This window comes from Leifsonia sp. AG29, from assembly GCF_009765225.1.
Taxonomy (GTDB): domain Bacteria; phylum Actinomycetota; class Actinomycetes; order Actinomycetales; family Microbacteriaceae; genus Leifsonia.
In genome coordinates this window covers 1,688,665-1,707,064 of sequence record NZ_VMSF01000001.1, presented here as the reverse complement: position 1 = coordinate 1,707,064, position 18,400 = coordinate 1,688,665, and the positions used below count along the sequence as shown (strand labels likewise).

Below are 18,400 nucleotides of genomic sequence, written 5' to 3'. Positions count from 1 at the left end.
ACTGACGAAGAGGTCCCGGCACGAGCGTGCCGGGACCTCCGCACGACCACCGAACGTAAGGACCCTCACTGTGCTCGCCGTGCACGACCTCGAACTGCGCGTGGGCGCCCGCCTTCTGATGGAGGACGTCAGCTTCCGCGTGGCCGACGGCGACAAGATCGGACTCGTCGGCCGCAACGGCGCCGGCAAGACCACCCTCACGAAGGTGCTCGCCGGCGACCTCCTGCCGACCGCCGGCAAGGTCGAACGCTCGGGCGAGCTCGGGTACCTCCCTCAGGACCCCCGGTCCGGCAACCTCGACGACCTGGCGCGCACGCGCATCCTCGACGCCCGGGGCCTCGGCTCGATCGTGCTCGGCATGCAGCAGGCGACGCTCGACATGGCGAGCACGGACAGCACTGTTTCGGAAGCCGCCATGAAGAAGTACGGCCGGCTGGAGGAGCGCTTCCACCTGCTGGGGGGCTACGCGGCCGAGGCCGAGGCGGCCTCCATCGCCTCCAATCTGAACCTCCCGGACCGCATCCTCGATCAGCCGCTGAAGACGCTCTCGGGTGGCCAGCGGCGTCGCATCGAGCTCGCGCGCATCCTCTTCTCCGATGCCCGCACCATGATCCTCGACGAGCCGACCAACCACTTGGACGCCGACTCGGTCGTGTGGCTGCGAGACTTCCTCAAGAGCTACACCGGTGGCTTCATCGTGATCTCCCACGACGTGGAGCTCGTCGGCGAGACGGTCAACCGCGTCTTCTATCTCGACGCCAACCGTCAGGTCATCGACATCTACAACATGGGCTGGAAGAACTACCAGCGCCAGCGCGCCGCCGATGAGGAGCGCCGGAAGAAGGAGCGGGTGAACGCCGAGAAGAAGGCGAGCGCGCTCCAGCTCCAAGCGGCGAAGTTCGGCGCGAAGGCGACGAAGGCGGCCGCCGCGCACCAGATGGTGGCGCGGGCGGAGAAGCTGCTCGCCGGGCTCGAGGACGTCCGCCAGGTCGATCGGGTCGCGAAGCTCCGCTTCCCGACGCCCGCACCGTGCGGCAAGACGCCCCTCCAGGCGTCGGATCTGTCGAAGAGCTACGGCTCGCTCGAGATCTTCACGGCGGTGGATCTCGCGATCGACCGCGGATCGAAAGTGGTGGTGCTCGGCCTAAACGGTGCCGGCAAGACGACGCTCCTGCGCATGCTCGCCGGTGTCGACAAGCCGGACACCGGCGCGGTCGAGCCGGGCCACGGGCTCCGGATCGGCTACTACGCGCAGGAGCACGAGACCATCGACGTGGAGCGCACCGTCCTGCAGAACATGGTGTCGTCGTCGCCGTCGCTGACCGAGACCGAGGCGCGTAAGGTCCTGGGCTCGTTCCTCTTCACCGGAGACGACGCCCACAAGCCGGCCGGTGTCCTCTCCGGTGGCGAGAAGACGCGCCTCGCGCTGGCCATGATCGTCGTGTCGGGTGCCAACGTGCTGCTGCTCGACGAGCCGACGAACAACCTCGACCCGGCGAGCCGCGAGGAGATCCTGGACGCTCTCGCGCACTACGAGGGAGCGGTCGTGCTCGTTAGCCACGACGAGGGAGCGGTCGAGGCGCTCAATCCCGAGCGCGTCCTCATCCTCCCCGACGGGGTCGAGGACCACTGGAACAAGGACTACCTCGACCTGATCTCCCTCGCCTAGGCGTTCAGCTCCAGAACGGTGTGAGAGCCGGCGCGAGGTCCAGCCCCTGCTCGAAGCCCGCGCGGGCGGCGGCCGGGCGCAGGGACAGGTCCATGCCGTTGACGCCGAACAGCGGCTCGGCCTCCGCCGTCGGTGAGACGAGGCGGACGTCGCTGCCGGAGGCCCGCACGGTGTCGAGCTGCGTCGAGAGGTGCACGCCCCACCGCTCCGGAGTCAGCGAACGTCCGCCGAGCGGCGACAGCACGAGCACCCGGCCGGCGCCCGCGGCGAGGTCCGCGTTCTCCGCATTGATCCGGAAGCCGCCGTCGATGTAACGGTCGTCGCCCAGCCGGAGGGGGAGCCCGCTCGACGTGCTGGCCGCGACCGCGTCGGCGATGTCGATGCCGCTGTCCCTGTCGAACACGACCGGGAGGGAGGTGCGCGCATCGACCGCGGTGATCAGCACGCGTCTCTCGGGCCAGTCGCGGCCCGGGAGGCGCCCGGCGGCGATGGCCCGCCACCGCTCCGACCAGGAGCCGTCGGACTCGGCGTCCAATTCGAGTGCGGAGGCGCTCATGCGCCGGCGCATGTCGTCCATGTCGTGTGCGGAATCGATGATGCTCTGCACGCGGTGCACGCCGGTGACCGCGGGCCTCGCGGGCGACGCGCCTCCGGAGTTCGACGGGGGAGCGGGTCGCGGCGGGGGAGCGACCAGGGACGCTCGGTAAAGGCCTGCGGGAGACGCGCCCGCCAGCTGTGCGGCTGCGGTGGCCCCCGCAGATGTCCCGACGGTCAACTCGGCGGCTGTGACGTCGAGGCCGCCTTGGGCGAGGCCGGCGACCACGCCGATCAGCCACGCGTTGCCGGTGGAGCCGCCTCCGCCGAGGACGAGTGCCCGTTCAGCGGGCCGTGCGGTGGACCCCGTTCGCGTGTGCGCCGGGTCGGAATGCGGTGAAGAGGTGGGGGAGTTCATGGGAGTCGCCGTTTCTACGAGGAGGGCGGCGCTCCGGTGGCGACGAGGTCAGTCGCGCGATCGTGGACGAGAGGGAGCGCCCACTGCTGTCATTGCGTACATGGGTCTCACCTCCTGACGTCGGAACACGATCGTGACGTCGGAACACGATCGTGACGACGATAGCACGCGATCAGCGGGCGGCGTCGAGCAGTTCGTCCTCGACGTCCGCATCGGTGCGGCGGGCCCGGCGCCGGCGCTCTCGCTCGGCCGCCCGCGCCCGCTCCGCGGGGTCGTCGGAGTTGCGCCGGCGGTACTCGGTGACGAGGGCGTAGCCGAGTCCGAAGAACCCGATGAGGGCGAAGATGATCCACTGGATCATGTACGACCAGTGGAGGCCCTCGTCCTGCGTCGGCGGGGAGGTGACCGTTGCGGTCGGCGCCGTCGCGGGCGCCGGCGTCTGCCGGTCCAGGAGGCCGTAGGCGCCCGTGTAGACGTCCGCGTCGCCGAGCTTCTCCTTGACGACCGAGAGCTGGATGGTCCCCACCTGATTGCCCGTGGCGGTTCTGCCGGGAATCGCCGGCTCACTGGCCTTCAGCCGCGCGATGACGGTGACCTTGCCGCTCGGGGCCGGGGGAACGGAGTCGGGAGAATCGGTGCGGCTCCCGGTGGGGAGCCACCCGCGGTCCACGATGAACAGGGCGCCGTCGGCGGTTCGGAGCGGCGTCAGCACCTCGAAGCCCGGGTTGCCGTTGAACGGACGATTGCGCACGAGGAGCTCGTGGTCGCGCTCGTAGGTTCCCGTCACCGACACCCGCTGCCACTCCTGCTTCGCGGAATAGGAGGCGAGACCCGGCAGTGCCTGGGTGAGCGGAACGGGCTTCGCGGAGAAGTTCGCGGAGATGACGGCATTGGCCGCGGCCGCCTCCTTGCTCCGGGCCAACTGCCAATTCGACAGGAAGCCGCACGCGACGGCGAAGACGATCGCGAACGCGAGATAGCCGAGCCACCGGCGCGAGAAGGCGAAGCGCCAGCCGGGCGATGCCGTCGCCTCGGGCGCGGTGTCGCTCATGCCGTCGACCTCTCGTCCGCGATCGCGGCCACGACGACCGGGAAGTCCCGTGCCGCGAGGAAGTCGCGGAGGAAACCGACGTGCTCGTCGCACGCGAGCCACACCTTGACCCGATCTTCCGAGTGGATCTTCGGATTGCGCCACTCAATGCGCCACGCGGCCCGTTCACGGCACCCGGCACGGGAGCACGTGAGGGGCTCGGGCTCGCCCAGCCCGATCATGGGCAGCCTCCGCTCATCGGTCCTCCGGCTCATGGATGCCGGGGCTCACTCGTCCGCCGGCCGGTCGCCGCCCCCTCCGGGTGGAGGCGCTACCGGAAGGATATTGCCTGGACGCTGGACTTCTGCTTGGCGCGGCTCCACGGAGACGTTCGCGATGACGACGGCGAAGTACGGGAGGAAGATCGCTCCGATGATGGGCACGGCGGCCCACCACCCCGGTGCGAGGATGGCCGCGAACAGGCACACGACGCGCACGCCCATGGCGACCGAATACTTGATCATCCGGTGCTTGCGCTCCTCGTCGGGGGACAACGGGAGGCTCGTGATGGAAGGGCGTGAAGGCTTCATGTGCGTCGCCTCCAGCGTACGTCCATAAACTGGGTTCGGCCCTGATCGAGAGGAAAAACCCTATGACCACTCCGCGCACCGTGCTCGTGACCGGCGGAAACCGAGGCATCGGTTACGCGATCGCCGAGGAGTTCCTCGCTCAGGGGCACCGCGTCGCCGTGACGGCTCGGTCGGGCGAGGGCCCTGCGGGAGCGCTCACCGTGCGCGCCGACGTGACGGACAGCGCCTCCATCGATGCGGCGTTCGCGGAGGTCGAGGAGCAGCTCGGTCCCGTGGAGGTCGTGGTCGCGAACGCGGGGATCACGAAGGACACCCTCCTCATGCGCATGTCGGACGAGGAGTTCGACTCGGTCGTCGACACGAACCTGGGCGGGGCCTTCCGGGTCGTCAAGCGCGCCTCCAAGGGCATGCTGAAGGCCCGCTTCGGGCGGATCGTCCTCATCTCGAGCGTGGTCGGCCTGTTCGGCGGCGCGGGCCAGGTCAACTACTCCTCATCGAAGGCGGGCCTCGTCGGCATGGCCCGGTCGATCACCCGCGAGCTCGGCGCCCGCGGCATCACCGCGAACGTCGTGGCTCCCGGATTCATCGAGACGGACATGACAGCCGAGCTGCCGGAGGCGCAGCAGGCCGAGTACAAGAAGAGCATCCCGGCCGGGCGGTTCGCGTCGCCCTCCGAGGTGGCGAAGGTCGTCGCCTGGGTCGCGGGCGACGACGCCGGTTACATCTCGGGGGCGGTCATCCCGGTCGACGGCGGCCTCGGCATGGGGCACTGACGCCGGTCAGCCTCTCAGCCCGAGGAGCGGCAGCACCTGCGACAGGTCCTGCCGGTCGATGACCAGGTCGGCCTCGGCCCGCACCTTCGGCTTCGCATTGAAGGCGACGGCGAGGCCCGCCTCAGCCATCATGCGAAGGTCGTTGGCGCCGTCGCCGATGGCGATCGTCTGCCGAAGGTGCACGCCGGCGGCGGCCGCCCAGAACAGCAGGGCCTGAGCCTTCGCGGCGGCATCGACGACCGGTCCCTCCACCTCGCCGGTCAGGACGCCGTCGGTGACGGCCAGCCGATTGGCGCGCCAGTGGTCGAGGCCGAGCCGCGCACCCAGCGGGTCGAGGATCTCGTGGAAGCCTCCCGAGACCACGCCCACCTCGCCGCCGGCGGCGTGGACGCCGGCGATCAGCTCGGGAACGCCGTCAGTGACGCGGATCCGCTCGCCGACGTGCTCGAAGACGGAGACGGGGAGGCCGGCCAGGGTGCGGACGCGCTCACGCAGGCTCTGCTCGAAGTCGAGCTCCCCGCGCATGGCGCGCTCGGTGATGTCGGCGACCTCGGTGCGCGAGCCGGCCTCCTCGGCGAGCAGCTCGATCACCTCGTCGTGGATCAGGGTCGAGTCGGCGTCGAGGACGACTAGGAAGCGGGCGGGATCATCGGCGGCCCGGTGGTGCTGCTCGGGAGGCGTCATGGGACGACGTGGACTCCCTTTCCGACCACGGTGATGCCGGATTCCGTCACGGTGAAGCCGCGTGCGCGGTCGCGCTCCTGGTCGACGCCGATGCGGGCGCCCTCGGCGACGACGACGTCCTTGTCGAGGATGGCGCGGCCGACGAACGCGTTGGGCTCGATGATCGCCCGGTCGAACACCACCGAGTCGACGACCTTCGCGCCGGAGTCGACCTTCGCCCACGGTCCGAGGACGCTGCGCTCGAGATGCGCGCCCGAGATCACCGAGCCGAGCGACACGATCGAGTCGATCGTCGTGCCGAGGGCGCCGCGGCCGTCGCGCACGATCTTCGCGGGCGGCGAGTTGAGCACCTGGCTGAAGATCGGCCAGGACCGGTTGTAGAGGTTGAAGACCGGGAGCGTCGAGATGAGGTCCTGGTGGGCCTCGAAGAACGAGTCGATGGTCCCGACGTCCCGCCAGTAGTAGCGGTCGCGATCGGTCGCACCGGGGACGTCGTTGTTGTTGAAGTCGTACACCGCGGCCTCGTCGCGCGAGACGAAGTCCGGGATGATGTCGCCGCCCATGTCGTGGTTCGAGTCCGGCTTGTCGCCGTCGCGGATCACGGCGTCGATGAGCGCGTCGGCATCGAAGACGTAGTTGCCCATGGAGGCGAGCACCTCATCCGGCGAGTCCGGCAGGCCCACCGGGTCCTTCGGCTTCTCGCGGAACGCGGCGATCCGGTCAGGCCTCGCACCGTCGACCTCGATGACGCCGAACTGGTCGGCGAGTGAGATCGGCTGGCGGATCGCGGCGACGGTGGCCGCGGCTCCGGAGTCGACGTGTGCCTGGATCATCTGCCCGAAGTCCATCCGGTAGACGTGGTCTGCGCCGACGACGACGACGATGTCGGGGCGCTCGTCTCGGAGGAGGTTGAGGCTCTGGAGGATCGCATCGGCCGACCCGCTGAACCAGCGCTTCCCGAGGCGCTGTTGCGCCGGCACGGAGGCGATGTACGAGTTCAGCATGCCGTCGAGCCGCCAGGTCTGCGAGACGTGACGGTCGAGCGAGTGGGACTTGTACTGGGTCAGGACGACGATCTGGCGCAGCTGCGAGTTGATGAGGTTCGACAGAGCGAAGTCGATGAGCCGGTACTGCCCGCCGAACGGGACGGCGGGCTTGGCCCGGTCCGCTGTCAACGGCATGAGCCGCTTGCCCTCTCCGCCCGCGAGGACGATGCCGAAGATCTTCTTCCCTGCTGCCATGCCCCTAACAGTAGAGGTCAACTGTTCGCTGTACTAGCGTTCTCGTCATGCGCGTCGACCTTCTGACCCGGGAGTATCCACCGGACATCTACGGGGGTGCAGGGGTCCACGTCACCGAGCTCGTCCGGGCCCTCCGCGCCGACACGGAGGTGCTGGTCCGCTGTTTCGGCGAGGAGCGTGAGGAGGCCGGCACCTTCGCATACCGCGTTCCCGAGGAGCTCCGGAAGGCGAACGGAGCCATCGCGACGCTCGGCGTCGACCTCCAGATGGCGCAGGACGCCGGGGGAGCGGACGTCGTCCACTCGCACACCTGGTATGCGAATCATGCGGGCCACCTCGCGAAGCTCCTCCACGGTGTTCCCCACGTCATCACCGCGCACAGCCTCGAGCCGCTGCGTCCGTGGAAGGCCGAGCAGCTGGGCGGCGGCTACCGGGTGTCCAGCTGGATCGAGCAGACGGCGTACGCCTCGGCGGACATGATCATCGCGGTGAGCGAGGGCATGCGGCGCGACATCCTCGCGGCCTACCCGTTCCTCGACCCGGCCCGGGTGACGGTGATCTACAACGGGATCGACCTCGAGCGCTGGACGCCGCTCCACGACGACGAGCGGGCTCGAGCGCTGGGCATCGACCCGGAGCGCCCGGCCGTCGTCTTCGTCGGCCGGATCACCCGCCAGAAGGGCTTGCCGTACCTGCTGCGCGCTGCGCGCAGCCTCCCTCCGGAGGTGCAGCTGATCCTGTGCGCCGGCGCCCCCGACACCGACGAGATCATGGCCGAGGTCACCGGACTCGTCGAACAGCTCCAGCGCGAGCGCGACGGCGTCGTCTGGATCGACCGGCTGCTGCCGAACGACGAGCTGCGGATCGCGCTCACCGCCTCCACGGTCTTCGTCTGCCCGTCGATCTACGAACCGCTCGGGATCGTCAACCTGGAGGCGATGGCCTGCGGGCTCCCGGTCGTCGGCACCGCCACGGGAGGCATCCCGGAGGTCATCGTCGACGGCGTCACGGGTCGCCTCGTCCCCATCCAGCAGCTGCAGGACGGCACCGGCACCCCCACCGACCCGGAGCGCTTCGTGGCCGACCTGGCGGCGGCGCTGACGGAGGTGGTCTCGGACCCCGTGCGCGCCGCCGAGATGGGCCGCGCCGGACGTGAACGCGCCGAGACGTCGTTCAGCTGGACGGCCATCGCGGAGCAGACGCGCGACGTCTATCGCTCGCTCGCGCCGTCGGAAGCCGCGGGCGCGGCCGACTAGGCTAGAGAGCATGGCCGACAGCGTTCTCAGACTCTCCGACGTGTCCGTTGTGCGGGACGGCAACACCGTCCTCCAGGGAATCGACTGGGCGGTCCAGCCGGACGAGCGGTGGGTCATCCTCGGGCGGAACGGCGCCGGAAAGACGACGCTGCTGCAGATCGCGGCCGCGTCCCTCCACCCCACCTCCGGCGAGGCGACGCTCCTCGGCGAGGCGGTGGGCCGCAGCGACCTGGCCGAGCTGCGACCGATGCTGGGCTTCGCCTCCAGTGCGCTGGCACGGCGCATCCCGCGCGGTGAGAAGGTGCTCGACGTCGTGATGACCGCGGCGTACGCGGTCACCGGCCGCTGGAACGAGGTCTACGAGGAGATCGACGAGCGCCGCGCCCGTCGCGTGCTCGCCGAGTGGCACCTCGACCACCTCGCCGACCGCACCTTCGGCAGCCTGTCCGACGGCGAGCAGAAGCGCGTGCAGATCGCCCGGTCGGTGATGACCGACCCCGAGATCCTGCTGCTCGACGAGCCGGCCGCGAGCCTCGACCTCGGCGGCCGGGAGGAGCTCCTCCAGCTGCTCGGCGGCTACGCGCGCGACCCGAAGTCGCCCGCGATCGTGATGGTGACCCACCACGTCGAGGAGATCCCGCAGGGCTTCAACCGTGCGCTGCTCCTCAAGGAGGGGCGCGTCGCGGCGCAAGGACCGCTCGCCGAGGTCCTCACCGGCGAGAACCTGAGCGAGGCCTTCGGGGTCGACGTCGAGATCAGCGAGGTCGACGGCCGGTACGCCGCGCGCGCGCGGCAGTCCGCGACCGACTGACCGATCTGCTAGAATCGATAGCTGGTCCTCGACATCTTCCTGCCGTAGTGCGGGCCGGAACCGTGGCGGACCGTAAGCTTCCCGTCCTCGCGGTCCAGCGCGGACAAGACCGACCGAACACGATACGCAACAAGGAAGTCCTGATGAAGACTGGCATCCACCCCGACTACGCCCCCGTGGTTTTCCGCGACCTGGCCTCGGGTGCGACGTTCCTCACCCGTTCCACCCGCTCCAGCGACAAGACCATCGAGTGGGAGGACGGCAACACCTACCCGGTGATCGACGTCGAGATCTCGTCCGAGTCGCACCCGTTCTACACGGGCAAGCAGCGCATCCTCGACTCGGCCGGTCGCGTCGAGAAGTTCAACTCGCGCTACAAGAACTTCGGCAAGAACTAACTGGCTCATCACCACCTCGAAAGCCTCGCCTCAGAGCGGGGCTTTCGTCGTACGCAGGGGAAACTGAGACCGTTGAGCAACGTCCCACTGGCCGGGCTGATCATCTCGACGGTAGCGAGCACGGGATTCACTGTCCTCGGCATCTACGGCCTCAGGCATCCTGATCGTCTCGTGGAGTTCTTCCGGCGCCGAGGGACGGACCGCTTCGGAAAGAGGGTCGCCGATCGCATTTACACAACGAGCAACCAGCGATGGGCATTAGTACCTTTCGTGATCATAGGGCCGCTCATCGCGGTCGTGGGGGTCGTGAACATCGTGGCTCGGATCACTTCGTAGCGAGCGATGCCATGCGTTTGCACGTTCAAGAAGTTGTCGGTCGGCGAGGCGGTGCTTTCGTTTCACTTGACTCGTGCGGTCCCTCGAAGGCGGCCAAATGAAGGATCGCAAGTTCCGACACCATAGGCTGCGATCGGTCCGACGAAGCTGAGGGGGCTGGGACTACGGTGCTGGCATGGAGTTCGATTTCCGGCTTAGGCGGGCTGGCTGGGCCTACGCGGACGTACGCTACGGGGTTCAGTCCGCCCACGTGACTGCGTCTTACCTGAGCGACGCGTTAGGAGATCTCCTCCGAGCGGTTGAAGGCTTGCTCGACGGCGCTGCCGCTGCGCGATGTTTCTGGTCCGAAGAGCCCGGCGCATTTTGGTGGCAGTTCGAAAAGCAACAAGGTCGCGTGCGGCTTCAAATCATCTGGTTCGGAACTTGGGTCGACGAGCCAGACGCCACAGGGGTGGTCAAGTTCGATGCGACAATGCCGCTTCGAGAACTGGCGCAGGCGATTGCCGAGGGAGCCGCAGCAGTTCTTGCAAGGCACGGGACCGGGGGCTACTACGAGCTGTGGATGGAGGATCAGTTCCCGTCGAAATTGCTCGAGAAGATCCAGACTCGACTTTCGCGAGCACGAGCGTAGATCGGCACCTCGGGCGGCAGGGCTGCTGGGGCAGAAACGACGAAAAGCCCCCGGGCTCGAGAGTTCTCGAAGCCGGGGGCCTAATCGCGCACCCGAGAGCGCGCCGATCTGTATTCCTTCCATTGGAGACGCTCAGGCGAATGCCACCATCGGAGGGGCCGGAAGCGCTGGACGACCCCTTGAGTGACGGTACCGGGTTGGACGTGTCGGGTTACCTCGTGGCCGAACGTCCACGTCAGGGTTGACCGAGCGGGGAGAGTCGCGGGAAGTTCGGGTCCGTCGACTGCTCTGCCGTTTGCCCGCTCGTTCTCGACCGACGCATAGTACTGACCCCGTCTGCTGCCCTTCTCTGCAAGTGCGACGTTCCACACTGTTGTCGGCTCGGCGCCCATATTGGTTGCCGACACCAGGTAAAGGACCTCGCGTCCGTCGCCGGGTCCGTTGACGGTGGCGAAGGCGCTTTGACGAATGTCCGTGGCCACGCGCGGCCAACGGACGAACGTCAGAGCGATATTCCAAAGCAACGCAATAAGGGAGAGAGCGAACGCCGCGATCGCTAGTCCATCTGGTGCGGGCGCGGGGTGCGCCCAAAAGTGCGCCACCAGGTGAATCATGATCGGAGTCTAGCCCGGGGCGTGAACTCGGCGAGCGGCAGGCAGCGCCTTAGACAGGTGGGAGCCAGAGGGACCATACGGCGGCCACCGTGGAGCACAACACTCCGGCAGCGACCAGCGCGACGTTCCACCCTTGGCCCCTGCCGAGTAACCGGAGAACGGGGAGTATGGCTAGATCACCCGTAGCGTTTTGACCCGCCGTATCGAAGGACGGGACTAGGAGCCCACGCTCCTTGAACTGCTGGTGATAGTGCGCCGTGATCTTCCGAGATTCGGCGTTCCAGGTAGCGGCTGACTGCATGGCCGCCGCTTGAGCCTTTCCCCATTCAAGACGGAGGGCCTCAGACTCGGCCATGTCCGCCTCATGCCTTCTGAGCGTCTCTCTTCCGTTCCGGTAGGCCAGGCCGGCCCCAAGGACCGGCAACCCCGCGCCCAGGAGGATCAATGCGAGAAGGAGCGTGCGTTGAAGGTCCACGCTCCCTAGGTTCACCATCGACCGGATGCACACGTGCCGCGACTCGCGGTCGACGGCAGACTCAGTTGACGCCGAACAAGGCACAGCGAAGTGTGTGCGTAGGCGAGCAGTTGTTGTGGTGGGTGGGCGGAGTCAAAGCGGCGGCTCAGCCCTCGGACCGCGGGCGCGAGGCGTCTCACTCGAGCTGCTCGAACCCCCAGACTCGCGCGCGCCCCGAGGCCCTATGCCTAACCGGGCCGGGAGGGAGGGGGGAGGGGGGAGGGGGCCCCCAGGGGTCCCGGCGTCGTCGCATTGCGGGGTGTGGCTCGGCGCAAGGCGCAATGATGGTCATGCCTGTGACAGGTCGGTTCATGCGGTGCAATCTGCCGTTTTGCGCGTACCGCGGTCGACAGCCCCGCCGCGTCTAAAGAGACAATACCGGGCGGTCCCGACTGGTGTTCGCGCCACCCAAGGCCCTTGGAGCGAGCGCGGCGCGTCTTGATGCCCGGAGCCAGGAGGCTCGATGGCTGCGAAACCATAGTCATTAACGAATGAGGCCCCGGGAGATTACTCGGCGTGTCGTCGTTTTCGCGTCGTAGGTGTCGCGCAGACTTGAGACAAGAACAAGAACGCCCGAGACACGGGCTCTACCGTTCTCGGGCCTCTTGGGTCGAATCTGGCCGGATTCTCACTCGAGGGTATCCCAAGTACGTCGGGATGCGGATCACCCGGACTAGGCGGCGCGCCGCCACGGTAGGTGGCTTGTTCCCGAAAGGAAGCGGCCAATGACCGCCTATTTGATCACCTACGACCTCAACACACCTGGGCAGAAGTACGAGAAGCTCTCGCAAAAGATCAAGGCATATGGAGCGTGGGCCAAGCTGATGGAGTCGACGTGGATGGTGAGCGGATACTCGCTCACAGCGCAGGGCATCTATGACAACCTCGGCCCGGTCCTCGACGCGAACGACAACATCTTCGTGGTCAACGTGTCCGGGCAAGACCGCCAAGGATGGCTGGACAAGGAGGTCTGGGATTGGATCCGTAAGAACGCCTAGTACGAGAATGTGCCGGGCCCGTCGTCCTTCGAGAGAGGGAGGACGGGCCCGGCCCGTCGTCATCCGCGTCACGGCGGAGAGGCAGCGACGGCGCCGCGTCAAGCGGAAAGGGCAAGGGCCTCGACGCGGCGCTAGCCGATGCGCGCGTCGTCGCGCGTGCCGGACAGTTAGGGGCGTTGCGGGTAGGCGCTAGGGGTGCGGATCGAGCCGAGGAACCGGCCCGAGCCACCGAACGCGGCCCGTTGGAGTTGCATGAGCTCGCGGGGCGTGAGGTACACGCCGGAGGTCTCGGTAAGGCCGATCGAGTGGTCGCCTTGGGTCTCCTGCTGGACACCTCGCGGGTTCTCGTACTCGCGGCGGGCGGCCTTGAGCACGACGAGGGTGACGACGGCGGGAGCGTCGACGTGCCAGCGTTCGCCGGCCACGACGCCGGCCTCGGCTACGGCGAGGACGGCGGCGTCGTTGAGGGCGGCCCAGGCGCGGGCGAGGTCATCGCCGTCAAGCGTTCCAGAGGCCAGGCCGAGGCGTGCCTCGAGGTCCGCGACGGGCGGCGGGAGCGCGGTCACTCGGAACGTCTCGAGGGCGCCGGGCGAGGCGGGATGCTCGGCGTGGGGTAGGGCGCGCGAGGCATCCGAGGTGCGGGCGGCGGCGTGTACTTGCCCTTGAGGAACCGCTTGGACGGTCCGGCCATCACCCGCCTCCGCTCTCGGCGACTACCTCGAGGGCGATGGCGCGCCCTGCGCGCTCTGCCTCGATGCTGGCGAGGACCTCGTCGCGGGCGGCGTCGAGGACGGCTTGGGGCGTCGTGTGCTGGCGCTCGGCTTGAGCCTCGAGCGCAGCGCGCTGCGCAGACGAGAGCGCCGAGAGGTTGACAGGGTAGTCGCGGACGGCCGCCTCGACGATGCTGAGGTACCGTGCGCGGTCGAGGTTAGTCATACGTGACCTTTCGGAGAGGTGAGGGGCTCGCCCGCCCGCTGGCCTAATACCTGCGGGCGAGCCCCGGTCTGGAGGGGGCGGTTACGCCGAGGCGACGTGCACGATGCCCCCGTTGGTCACGAGGGTCACGCTCCCGGCGTCCTCGTCGACAACCGGAAGCGGCATGGCCGCGACGCCGACGAACGTGTTCACGTACGAGGTGTCGACGCCGACGCTCGGGTCCCAGGCGTTGACGATGCGGACGGCCCCGCCCTCAACGGCCTGCGAGGCCGAGAACGGGGCGCCCTGCGGTGCCTCGGGGGCGACCACGGCGAGAGCGATGCTGTTGCGGATGTAGCCGATCAGCTCGCCGGCCTCGAGACGGTTGGACTCGATGACGGTGAACGACTTGGCGACGCTGAGGCCGCCGTCGGTCGCGTTGTCGTTGAACGCGCCAGCGGCCAGGAGGTCGCCATACACGTCCGGCGCGACCGCGAGGTGAAGCTTGGTGGACGCGGGGACGCCGTTGGAGCGGAGGCGGGTGCGGATCGCAGCGAGGGCGTCGGTCGGCTTGGCCGGGTCGTAGGCGATGCCCGCGTCGACGGGCGCTGCCTTGAGCTTGGCGACGACGTCACGCTCGATGGAGTTGGCGATGGCCGAGACCTGGGGCGAAAGCACCTGGACGCCGTACTCCTTGAGGTTGAGCGTGTAGTCGGCGTCGCTGATCGGGACGACCGAGCCGCGGTCGTGCTCAAGGGTGACCGTAATGTACTGCTCGGCGATGTTCTGGCGGGTGAGCGGCGAGACCTCGCCGACGCCGCGGTCGATGGCCTTGACGGCGCCCGGGACGCGGACGCGGATGCTAGAACCCACGCGGTCGGCGAAATCTGCCCGCACGTCGGTCGAGACGGTGGCAGCGACGCCGAGGTCACCGGCCAGGAGTTCGGCGGCGAGCGAGGCGACCTCGGAGGGGACGAGGAGGGTGTTGGTAGCCATGGAGGCACTCCTAGGGAGTTAGCGGCGCCTGTGGGCGCCTGACGGGAGGGATGGGACGCGCTTGCGTAGTTGGACGCGCCGGACTCTGCCCGGTCGTCGAGGAGCGCCCGAGGGCGCGAGTGGGTCTCCGCCCGCCCGGCACTACCGAGTAGCGGTTGGGGACGTCAGCGGCTTTACCGGCCGTCGAGTGCTCGTTCGACGCCAGCCATGGCGTCAGCCAGGGGCGACCTCACGGATGGCGGCGAGGACGGTGAGCGTGGCGATGGTGGAGGCGGCACGCCCGCGGCTCGCGGCAGCCCGACAGGGAGCACCGCAATAGCGAGCGTCTCGCCGCTTGCTCGTTATTGCAACGCCACACTGGGAGCATCGCGAACTGCTGGACATGGGGGCCTCCTCGGGAACCGAACGTGCACATCTTGGTACACCTGAGTAGTGCGCCAGTGTGCCCACCGCTGGCCGCGCCGAGAGTGCTAAGCGCCCATTTCCAGGCGCCGGATGAGGTTGTGTGACGCAAGTGACGAAAATGACGTCACCCTCTATTCCGGCCATAAGAGAGAGAGACTCGTACAAGTAATAGAAGGTGACGTCATTTTCGTCACTTTCGTCACACTCCCGACACCGGAGCGCTCCGCCTCACCTCGCTCGGCGTGCAACGTGGCGGACTGCGGCGCCAACGGACTGCACGGCTGGGCCTAACCGGCGCCGCTACCATTACCTTGTGACTGACGGCACGTGGGACGACCTCGACAACGACGTCATCATGGCGCTTGGGAGGCTTGCCTGGGCCGCTATCAATGTTGAGGACAGGGCGCGGGCCGTCGCCGAACAAATTCTTAAGAGTATCGGTTCCAAGAAGAACCTAGGACGGCTGATTGACGACGCGGTCGCGTTACTCAAACACGACGGGCGGCCACAGGCGCTTCACTGCGTCGACTGGTTAGAGCGGGCAAAATCAGCCGCGAGACAGCGCAACGCCGTACTACACAGCATCCCGGGCAACTTGGTCGAGAGCGGGCGGCCGGTACTGGTTCACATTCCCAACTCAGGCGGATTGCCGCAAAATACGCCGCTGGAAGCCTCCTATCTCAACGGGCTTGCTGAGGAATTCGCAGCCATTCATCATGGCTGGATAGAGGCGTTCGATCCGATCGCCTATGAGCGAGCGATGGACCATGCGTCGCCCGCAAATGCCAACTCCAGAGGCGCCTCTGGACGTACGGACCAAGCGTCGTAGGGCGCTCCGTGCGCCGCTGCATGGACGCTCGGTGACCCGCGCTGACACTGGCGGCCGCGACGTGTACGGTGCCTCGGGCTCGGCGCTGAGCGCGGGGCGCGCCGCCCAAATGCCCCCAGGCGAAAGCGCGCGCTAGGTGATCTGGACGCTATGAGCGCCTGCCGATAAGAGCCAGTCCGGGTTCCGGGAGGCTAGACCGATATCGGCGTCATGGCCCCCATGCGGTCGAGAATGTCGAGAGGCGAGTGGTGGCTCACCCCGCCGGTGACCTTGTCCACAAGCACGGCTGGCGCGTCGTCGACCATCGGCGGCCCGCACGGGTCGGAGACGGGGACGAGGTAGGCGCTGCCGTCCTCGTAGCCGTCGGGGTCCGTGTGGAACGTGCCGCCAGGGTGCGACTCGAGCCACGTGGCGGCGTAGTCTTCGCGGACTCGCGCCATTGCCTCGGCATAGGTCAGCATCCGGATCCTCGGCTAAAGCTCTGAGACGCGAACGGAACGCGGCGCGCGACGATTGGCGGGGTTGTCGGGGCCGCTGGAGTGCCCTTCTGGCTGGTCGATGCCCTCGTACCAGTGGGCGACTACTCGGTCGGTGTTCGAGCGTGGGTAGACGCTCACATGGTCCAAAGCGTCCAGCAACATCGCTCGTCGTCCGTCCGTGTCGGCGTCTGCCCACGCGGCCGCGAAGGTCCGACCGGTCTCAACGACTTCAATGGTCCGCCGTGGCTTGATGGCTTGCAGTTCGCTCCGGCGCCGTTTGAGGTCTCCGATGGTCGCAAGGACTGCATCTGCCTCATCGCCATCGAGCGCGGCCCACCGTGCCGTCTCCACTGAGATTTGTTCGGACACCGTCGCGAGCAGGGCGACCGTTTCAGGATCGCTCAGATGTTCCACCACTCGAACCTCCGGTGCGTCCCCGCGGACCGCCAGGTACAGGTCTGACACCATGGATTCGACGAGCGCGGCGTCGATCCGTGGTTGAGGGCACTTCTTACCGCGGGCGACGCCAGAGCACTGATAGTAGGGAACACCACGTGACACCTTAGGGTAGGACTTTTCGTCGCAGATACCGCAGTAGGCGACCCCGGAAAGTAGCCGAGCTGCGCGCCGTAGGCGTTGCTCGCCGCGCTTCGCTGAAAAGCGCTCTCGTATCTTGAGTATCGTTTCGAGGTCGAGGATGGGCTCGAACGGAGTGAGCGGGAGGCCAGTTGATACGTCGAGAACGGGTGCGCCCTTGAAGCTGACGCGCCCGAGGAGATGGTCACTAATCCATGTGTCTCGGATGCGGGGCGGCTCCCAAGCGCCCCTGTCCAGGCCAGTGGGATCGTCACCCGCTAGTAGTGCCTTGCGGTATTTCGACCGCGCTCGAGGGAACCCTCGCTCCGTCAAGTCGTAGCCGATTTTGACCGTAGACTCGCCGCGGACGAGGCGATCCGCAATCTCTCGGATAATCTCCGCTTCCTCGGGAATCACGAGCAAGCCACGTCCAGTCGAGAGCGTCGGATGAGGGCCGGTTCGGTAGCCGAGCGGCGGTGTGCCATAGCCGGGGTTGCGACCCTCCCGGCGCATCCTGTCGCGAGCTGCGATCTGGCGCGCACGAGTGCGGTCGCGTTCCTTCTTCGCGATGTCGGCGGCGAACGCCAGTTGCATTTCCCAGTCGTCACGGTCAGAGCGGATGCCCTCCCGCTCTGCGAAGAATAGCGCCGGGTGGCCAGACTCCTGGCGCTCGCGGACAAGCCGGATCACGTCGGCTGCTTTCTCGATGCCCTGACGACTCCATCGGTCGTATGCGTAAACAGCGAGGACGTCGGCGGCGCCGCTGTATACCATGTCGTAGGCAGCTTGAGCGTTGGCGCGCTCCTTGCCGCCCGAGCGGCCGTTGTCCACGAATGTCGCCACGACTTCCAGCCCTCCCGGTGCGCGATCGCGTGGAGGTCGGAGTGCTGGCCCGCGATGGATGTTGAGCGCTCGGAGTCCTTCGAAAGGCGCACGTAAAGTACGGCACGTCGTGGCTGGGTTCTGCTCATGTGATCGACCGTACCAGTTAGGTGCGGTACAAGAACTTCGGCAAGTAAGCCGCCGGCGGCGTTCGCGCCGCAGAGATGAAGGCCCCCGCCGCTTGGTGGGGGCCTTCGTCGTGCGTGGGGGGCGTGGGCTCGCCGGCTGGGTCGGCACCAATGGCCCCGCGGCCGGGATCGGCCGCTGAGTCGGCACCAACGGCCCCCTCATTGCCGACAGCGGAACTGAGTTGGCACTAATGGCCCCCTCATTGCCGACATCGGCAGCTGAGGGGGCCATTAGTGACCATTCGCGCCCGGCGCAGGCCGGGAGGCTGTGGATCGTTGCGCGTCCGGCCAGAACCGGATCAGTGAGGTCGGTGAGGGCCCCGGCCAGGGAGCCCGGTCAGGAACCCGAGTAGTGACCGGCGGCCGCCAAGCCGACGATCGCGATGATCGAGATGACGGTCAGGACGATCGAGGCGAAGCCGAGGATGACGGCTGCCAGCGCCAGCCCGCGGCCGCGCTCCCCGGTGCGCTTGATCTGGGAGAGCGCGATGAAGCCGAGGATGATCCCGACGATGCTGACGAAGAAGGTGACGATGAACGCCACGATCGACATCGTGTTCCATCGGGGTTCGGCGGCAGCGCCGTAGGGGGCCGCCTGCGGCGGGAGGGGCTGGGGATTCAGAGAGGAGTCCGTCATGCGCCAGACACTATCGGCCGGGGCAGGGCCTCAATAGCCCCACGAGAAGGGGGTGC

General features: G+C 67.7%; 20 protein-coding genes. 8 read left to right on the top strand and 12 right to left on the bottom strand.

The features are described from left to right. Positions 1-70: 70 nt before the first annotated feature. Entirely contained in the window at positions 71-1,669 is a 1,599-nt protein-coding gene (locus tag FPT20_RS08250; protein ID WP_158864292.1) for an ABC-F family ATP-binding cassette domain-containing protein, read from the top strand. Between the two features lie 4 nt (positions 1,670-1,673). Here the strand turns inward: FPT20_RS08250 and FPT20_RS08245 are convergent, their stop codons facing one another. From FPT20_RS08245 to FPT20_RS08230, 4 genes are all read right to left on the bottom strand, one after another. Further along, positions 1,674-2,621 carry a patatin-like phospholipase family protein gene (locus tag FPT20_RS08245; RefSeq protein WP_158864290.1) on the bottom strand — a complete coding sequence of 316 codons (948 nt, stop codon included), beginning with the start codon at positions 2,619-2,621 and terminating at the stop codon, positions 1,674-1,676. A gap of 172 nt (positions 2,622-2,793) precedes the next feature. After that, complete coding sequence (locus FPT20_RS08240; RefSeq protein ID WP_158864288.1) at positions 2,794-3,672, bottom strand: SURF1 family cytochrome oxidase biogenesis protein; 879 nt, start codon at positions 3,670-3,672, stop codon at positions 2,794-2,796. Further along, the gene (locus FPT20_RS08235; protein ID WP_158867949.1) at positions 3,669-3,893 is read right to left on the bottom strand and encodes a hypothetical protein; all 225 of its coding nucleotides are present in this window, start codon (positions 3,891-3,893) and stop codon (positions 3,669-3,671) included. The genes FPT20_RS08240 and FPT20_RS08235 overlap by 4 nt, the downstream gene beginning before the upstream one ends. Before the next feature lie 45 nt (positions 3,894-3,938). Then, complete coding sequence (locus tag FPT20_RS08230; RefSeq protein WP_158864286.1) at positions 3,939-4,241, bottom strand: DUF3099 domain-containing protein; 303 nt, start codon at positions 4,239-4,241, stop codon at positions 3,939-3,941. Between the two features lie 62 nt (positions 4,242-4,303). On the opposite strand from FPT20_RS08230, the gene fabG reads away from it, so the two are divergent. Next, entirely contained in the window at positions 4,304-5,014 is a 711-nt protein-coding gene (gene fabG / locus FPT20_RS08225) for a 3-oxoacyl-ACP reductase FabG (protein ID WP_158864284.1), read from the top strand. Between the two features lie 6 nt (positions 5,015-5,020). On the opposite strand, the gene serB is transcribed toward fabG, so the two are convergent. Both serB and glgC read right to left on the bottom strand, forming a co-directional pair. Then, positions 5,021-5,698, bottom strand: a complete 678-nt coding sequence (gene serB / locus FPT20_RS08220; RefSeq protein ID WP_158864282.1) for a phosphoserine phosphatase SerB — start codon at positions 5,696-5,698, stop codon at positions 5,021-5,023. After that, positions 5,695-6,939, bottom strand: coding sequence for a glucose-1-phosphate adenylyltransferase (gene glgC / locus FPT20_RS08215; RefSeq protein WP_158864280.1), 1,245 nt, complete (start codon positions 6,937-6,939; stop codon positions 5,695-5,697). Before glgC ends, serB begins: the two co-directional genes overlap by 4 nt. Before the next feature lie 47 nt (positions 6,940-6,986). Between glgC and glgA the strand changes: the two genes are divergently transcribed. From glgA to FPT20_RS08190, 5 genes are all read left to right on the top strand, one after another. After that, the gene (glgA, locus tag FPT20_RS08210) at positions 6,987-8,195 is read left to right on the top strand and encodes a glycogen synthase (RefSeq protein ID WP_158864278.1); all 1,209 of its coding nucleotides are present in this window, start codon (positions 6,987-6,989) and stop codon (positions 8,193-8,195) included. Between the two features lie 10 nt (positions 8,196-8,205). After that, the gene (locus FPT20_RS08205; RefSeq protein WP_158864276.1) at positions 8,206-9,006 is read left to right on the top strand and encodes an ABC transporter ATP-binding protein; all 801 of its coding nucleotides are present in this window, start codon (positions 8,206-8,208) and stop codon (positions 9,004-9,006) included. A gap of 143 nt (positions 9,007-9,149) precedes the next feature. Further along, the gene (locus tag FPT20_RS08200; protein ID WP_158864274.1) at positions 9,150-9,404 is read left to right on the top strand and encodes a type B 50S ribosomal protein L31; all 255 of its coding nucleotides are present in this window, start codon (positions 9,150-9,152) and stop codon (positions 9,402-9,404) included. A 511-nt stretch (positions 9,405-9,915) separates the two neighbouring features. Further along, a complete protein-coding gene (locus FPT20_RS08195) occupies positions 9,916-10,371 on the top strand; it encodes a hypothetical protein (RefSeq protein ID WP_158864272.1) in 456 nt (151 codons plus the stop codon). Positions 10,372-12,224: 1,853 nt separating this feature from the next. Beyond that, entirely contained in the window at positions 12,225-12,497 is a 273-nt protein-coding gene (locus FPT20_RS08190) for a hypothetical protein (RefSeq protein ID WP_158864270.1), read from the top strand. 167 nt (positions 12,498-12,664) lie between these two features. On the opposite strand, the gene FPT20_RS08185 is transcribed toward FPT20_RS08190, so the two are convergent. From FPT20_RS08185 to FPT20_RS08175, 3 genes are all read right to left on the bottom strand, one after another. Continuing rightward, on the bottom strand, positions 12,665-13,063 hold the full coding sequence (locus FPT20_RS08185) for a hypothetical protein (RefSeq protein WP_158864268.1): 399 nt from the start codon (positions 13,061-13,063) through the stop codon (positions 12,665-12,667). Between the two features lie 124 nt (positions 13,064-13,187). After that, positions 13,188-13,433 carry a hypothetical protein gene (locus FPT20_RS08180; RefSeq protein ID WP_158864266.1) on the bottom strand — a complete coding sequence of 82 codons (246 nt, stop codon included), beginning with the start codon at positions 13,431-13,433 and terminating at the stop codon, positions 13,188-13,190. A gap of 81 nt (positions 13,434-13,514) precedes the next feature. Further along, on the bottom strand, positions 13,515-14,408 hold the full coding sequence (locus tag FPT20_RS08175) for a P22 phage major capsid protein family protein (RefSeq protein ID WP_158864264.1): 894 nt from the start codon (positions 14,406-14,408) through the stop codon (positions 13,515-13,517). 718 nt (positions 14,409-15,126) lie between these two features. Between FPT20_RS08175 and FPT20_RS08170 the strand changes: the two genes are divergently transcribed. Next, positions 15,127-15,642 (top strand): hypothetical protein, encoded by a 516-nt coding sequence (locus tag FPT20_RS08170; protein ID WP_158864262.1) that lies wholly within the window; start codon positions 15,127-15,129, stop codon positions 15,640-15,642. 191 nt (positions 15,643-15,833) lie between these two features. Here FPT20_RS08170 and FPT20_RS08165 read toward each other — a convergent pair whose 3' ends face one another. From FPT20_RS08165 to FPT20_RS08155, 3 genes are all read right to left on the bottom strand, one after another. Next, complete coding sequence (locus FPT20_RS08165) at positions 15,834-16,103, bottom strand: hypothetical protein (RefSeq protein WP_158864260.1); 270 nt, start codon at positions 16,101-16,103, stop codon at positions 15,834-15,836. Positions 16,104-16,115: 12 nt separating this feature from the next. Beyond that, complete coding sequence (locus FPT20_RS08160; protein ID WP_158864258.1) at positions 16,116-17,540, bottom strand: recombinase family protein; 1,425 nt, start codon at positions 17,538-17,540, stop codon at positions 16,116-16,118. Between the two features lie 504 nt (positions 17,541-18,044). Continuing rightward, a complete protein-coding gene (locus FPT20_RS08155; protein WP_158864256.1) occupies positions 18,045-18,344 on the bottom strand; it encodes a DUF4190 domain-containing protein in 300 nt (99 codons plus the stop codon). Positions 18,345-18,400 lie beyond the last annotated feature (56 nt).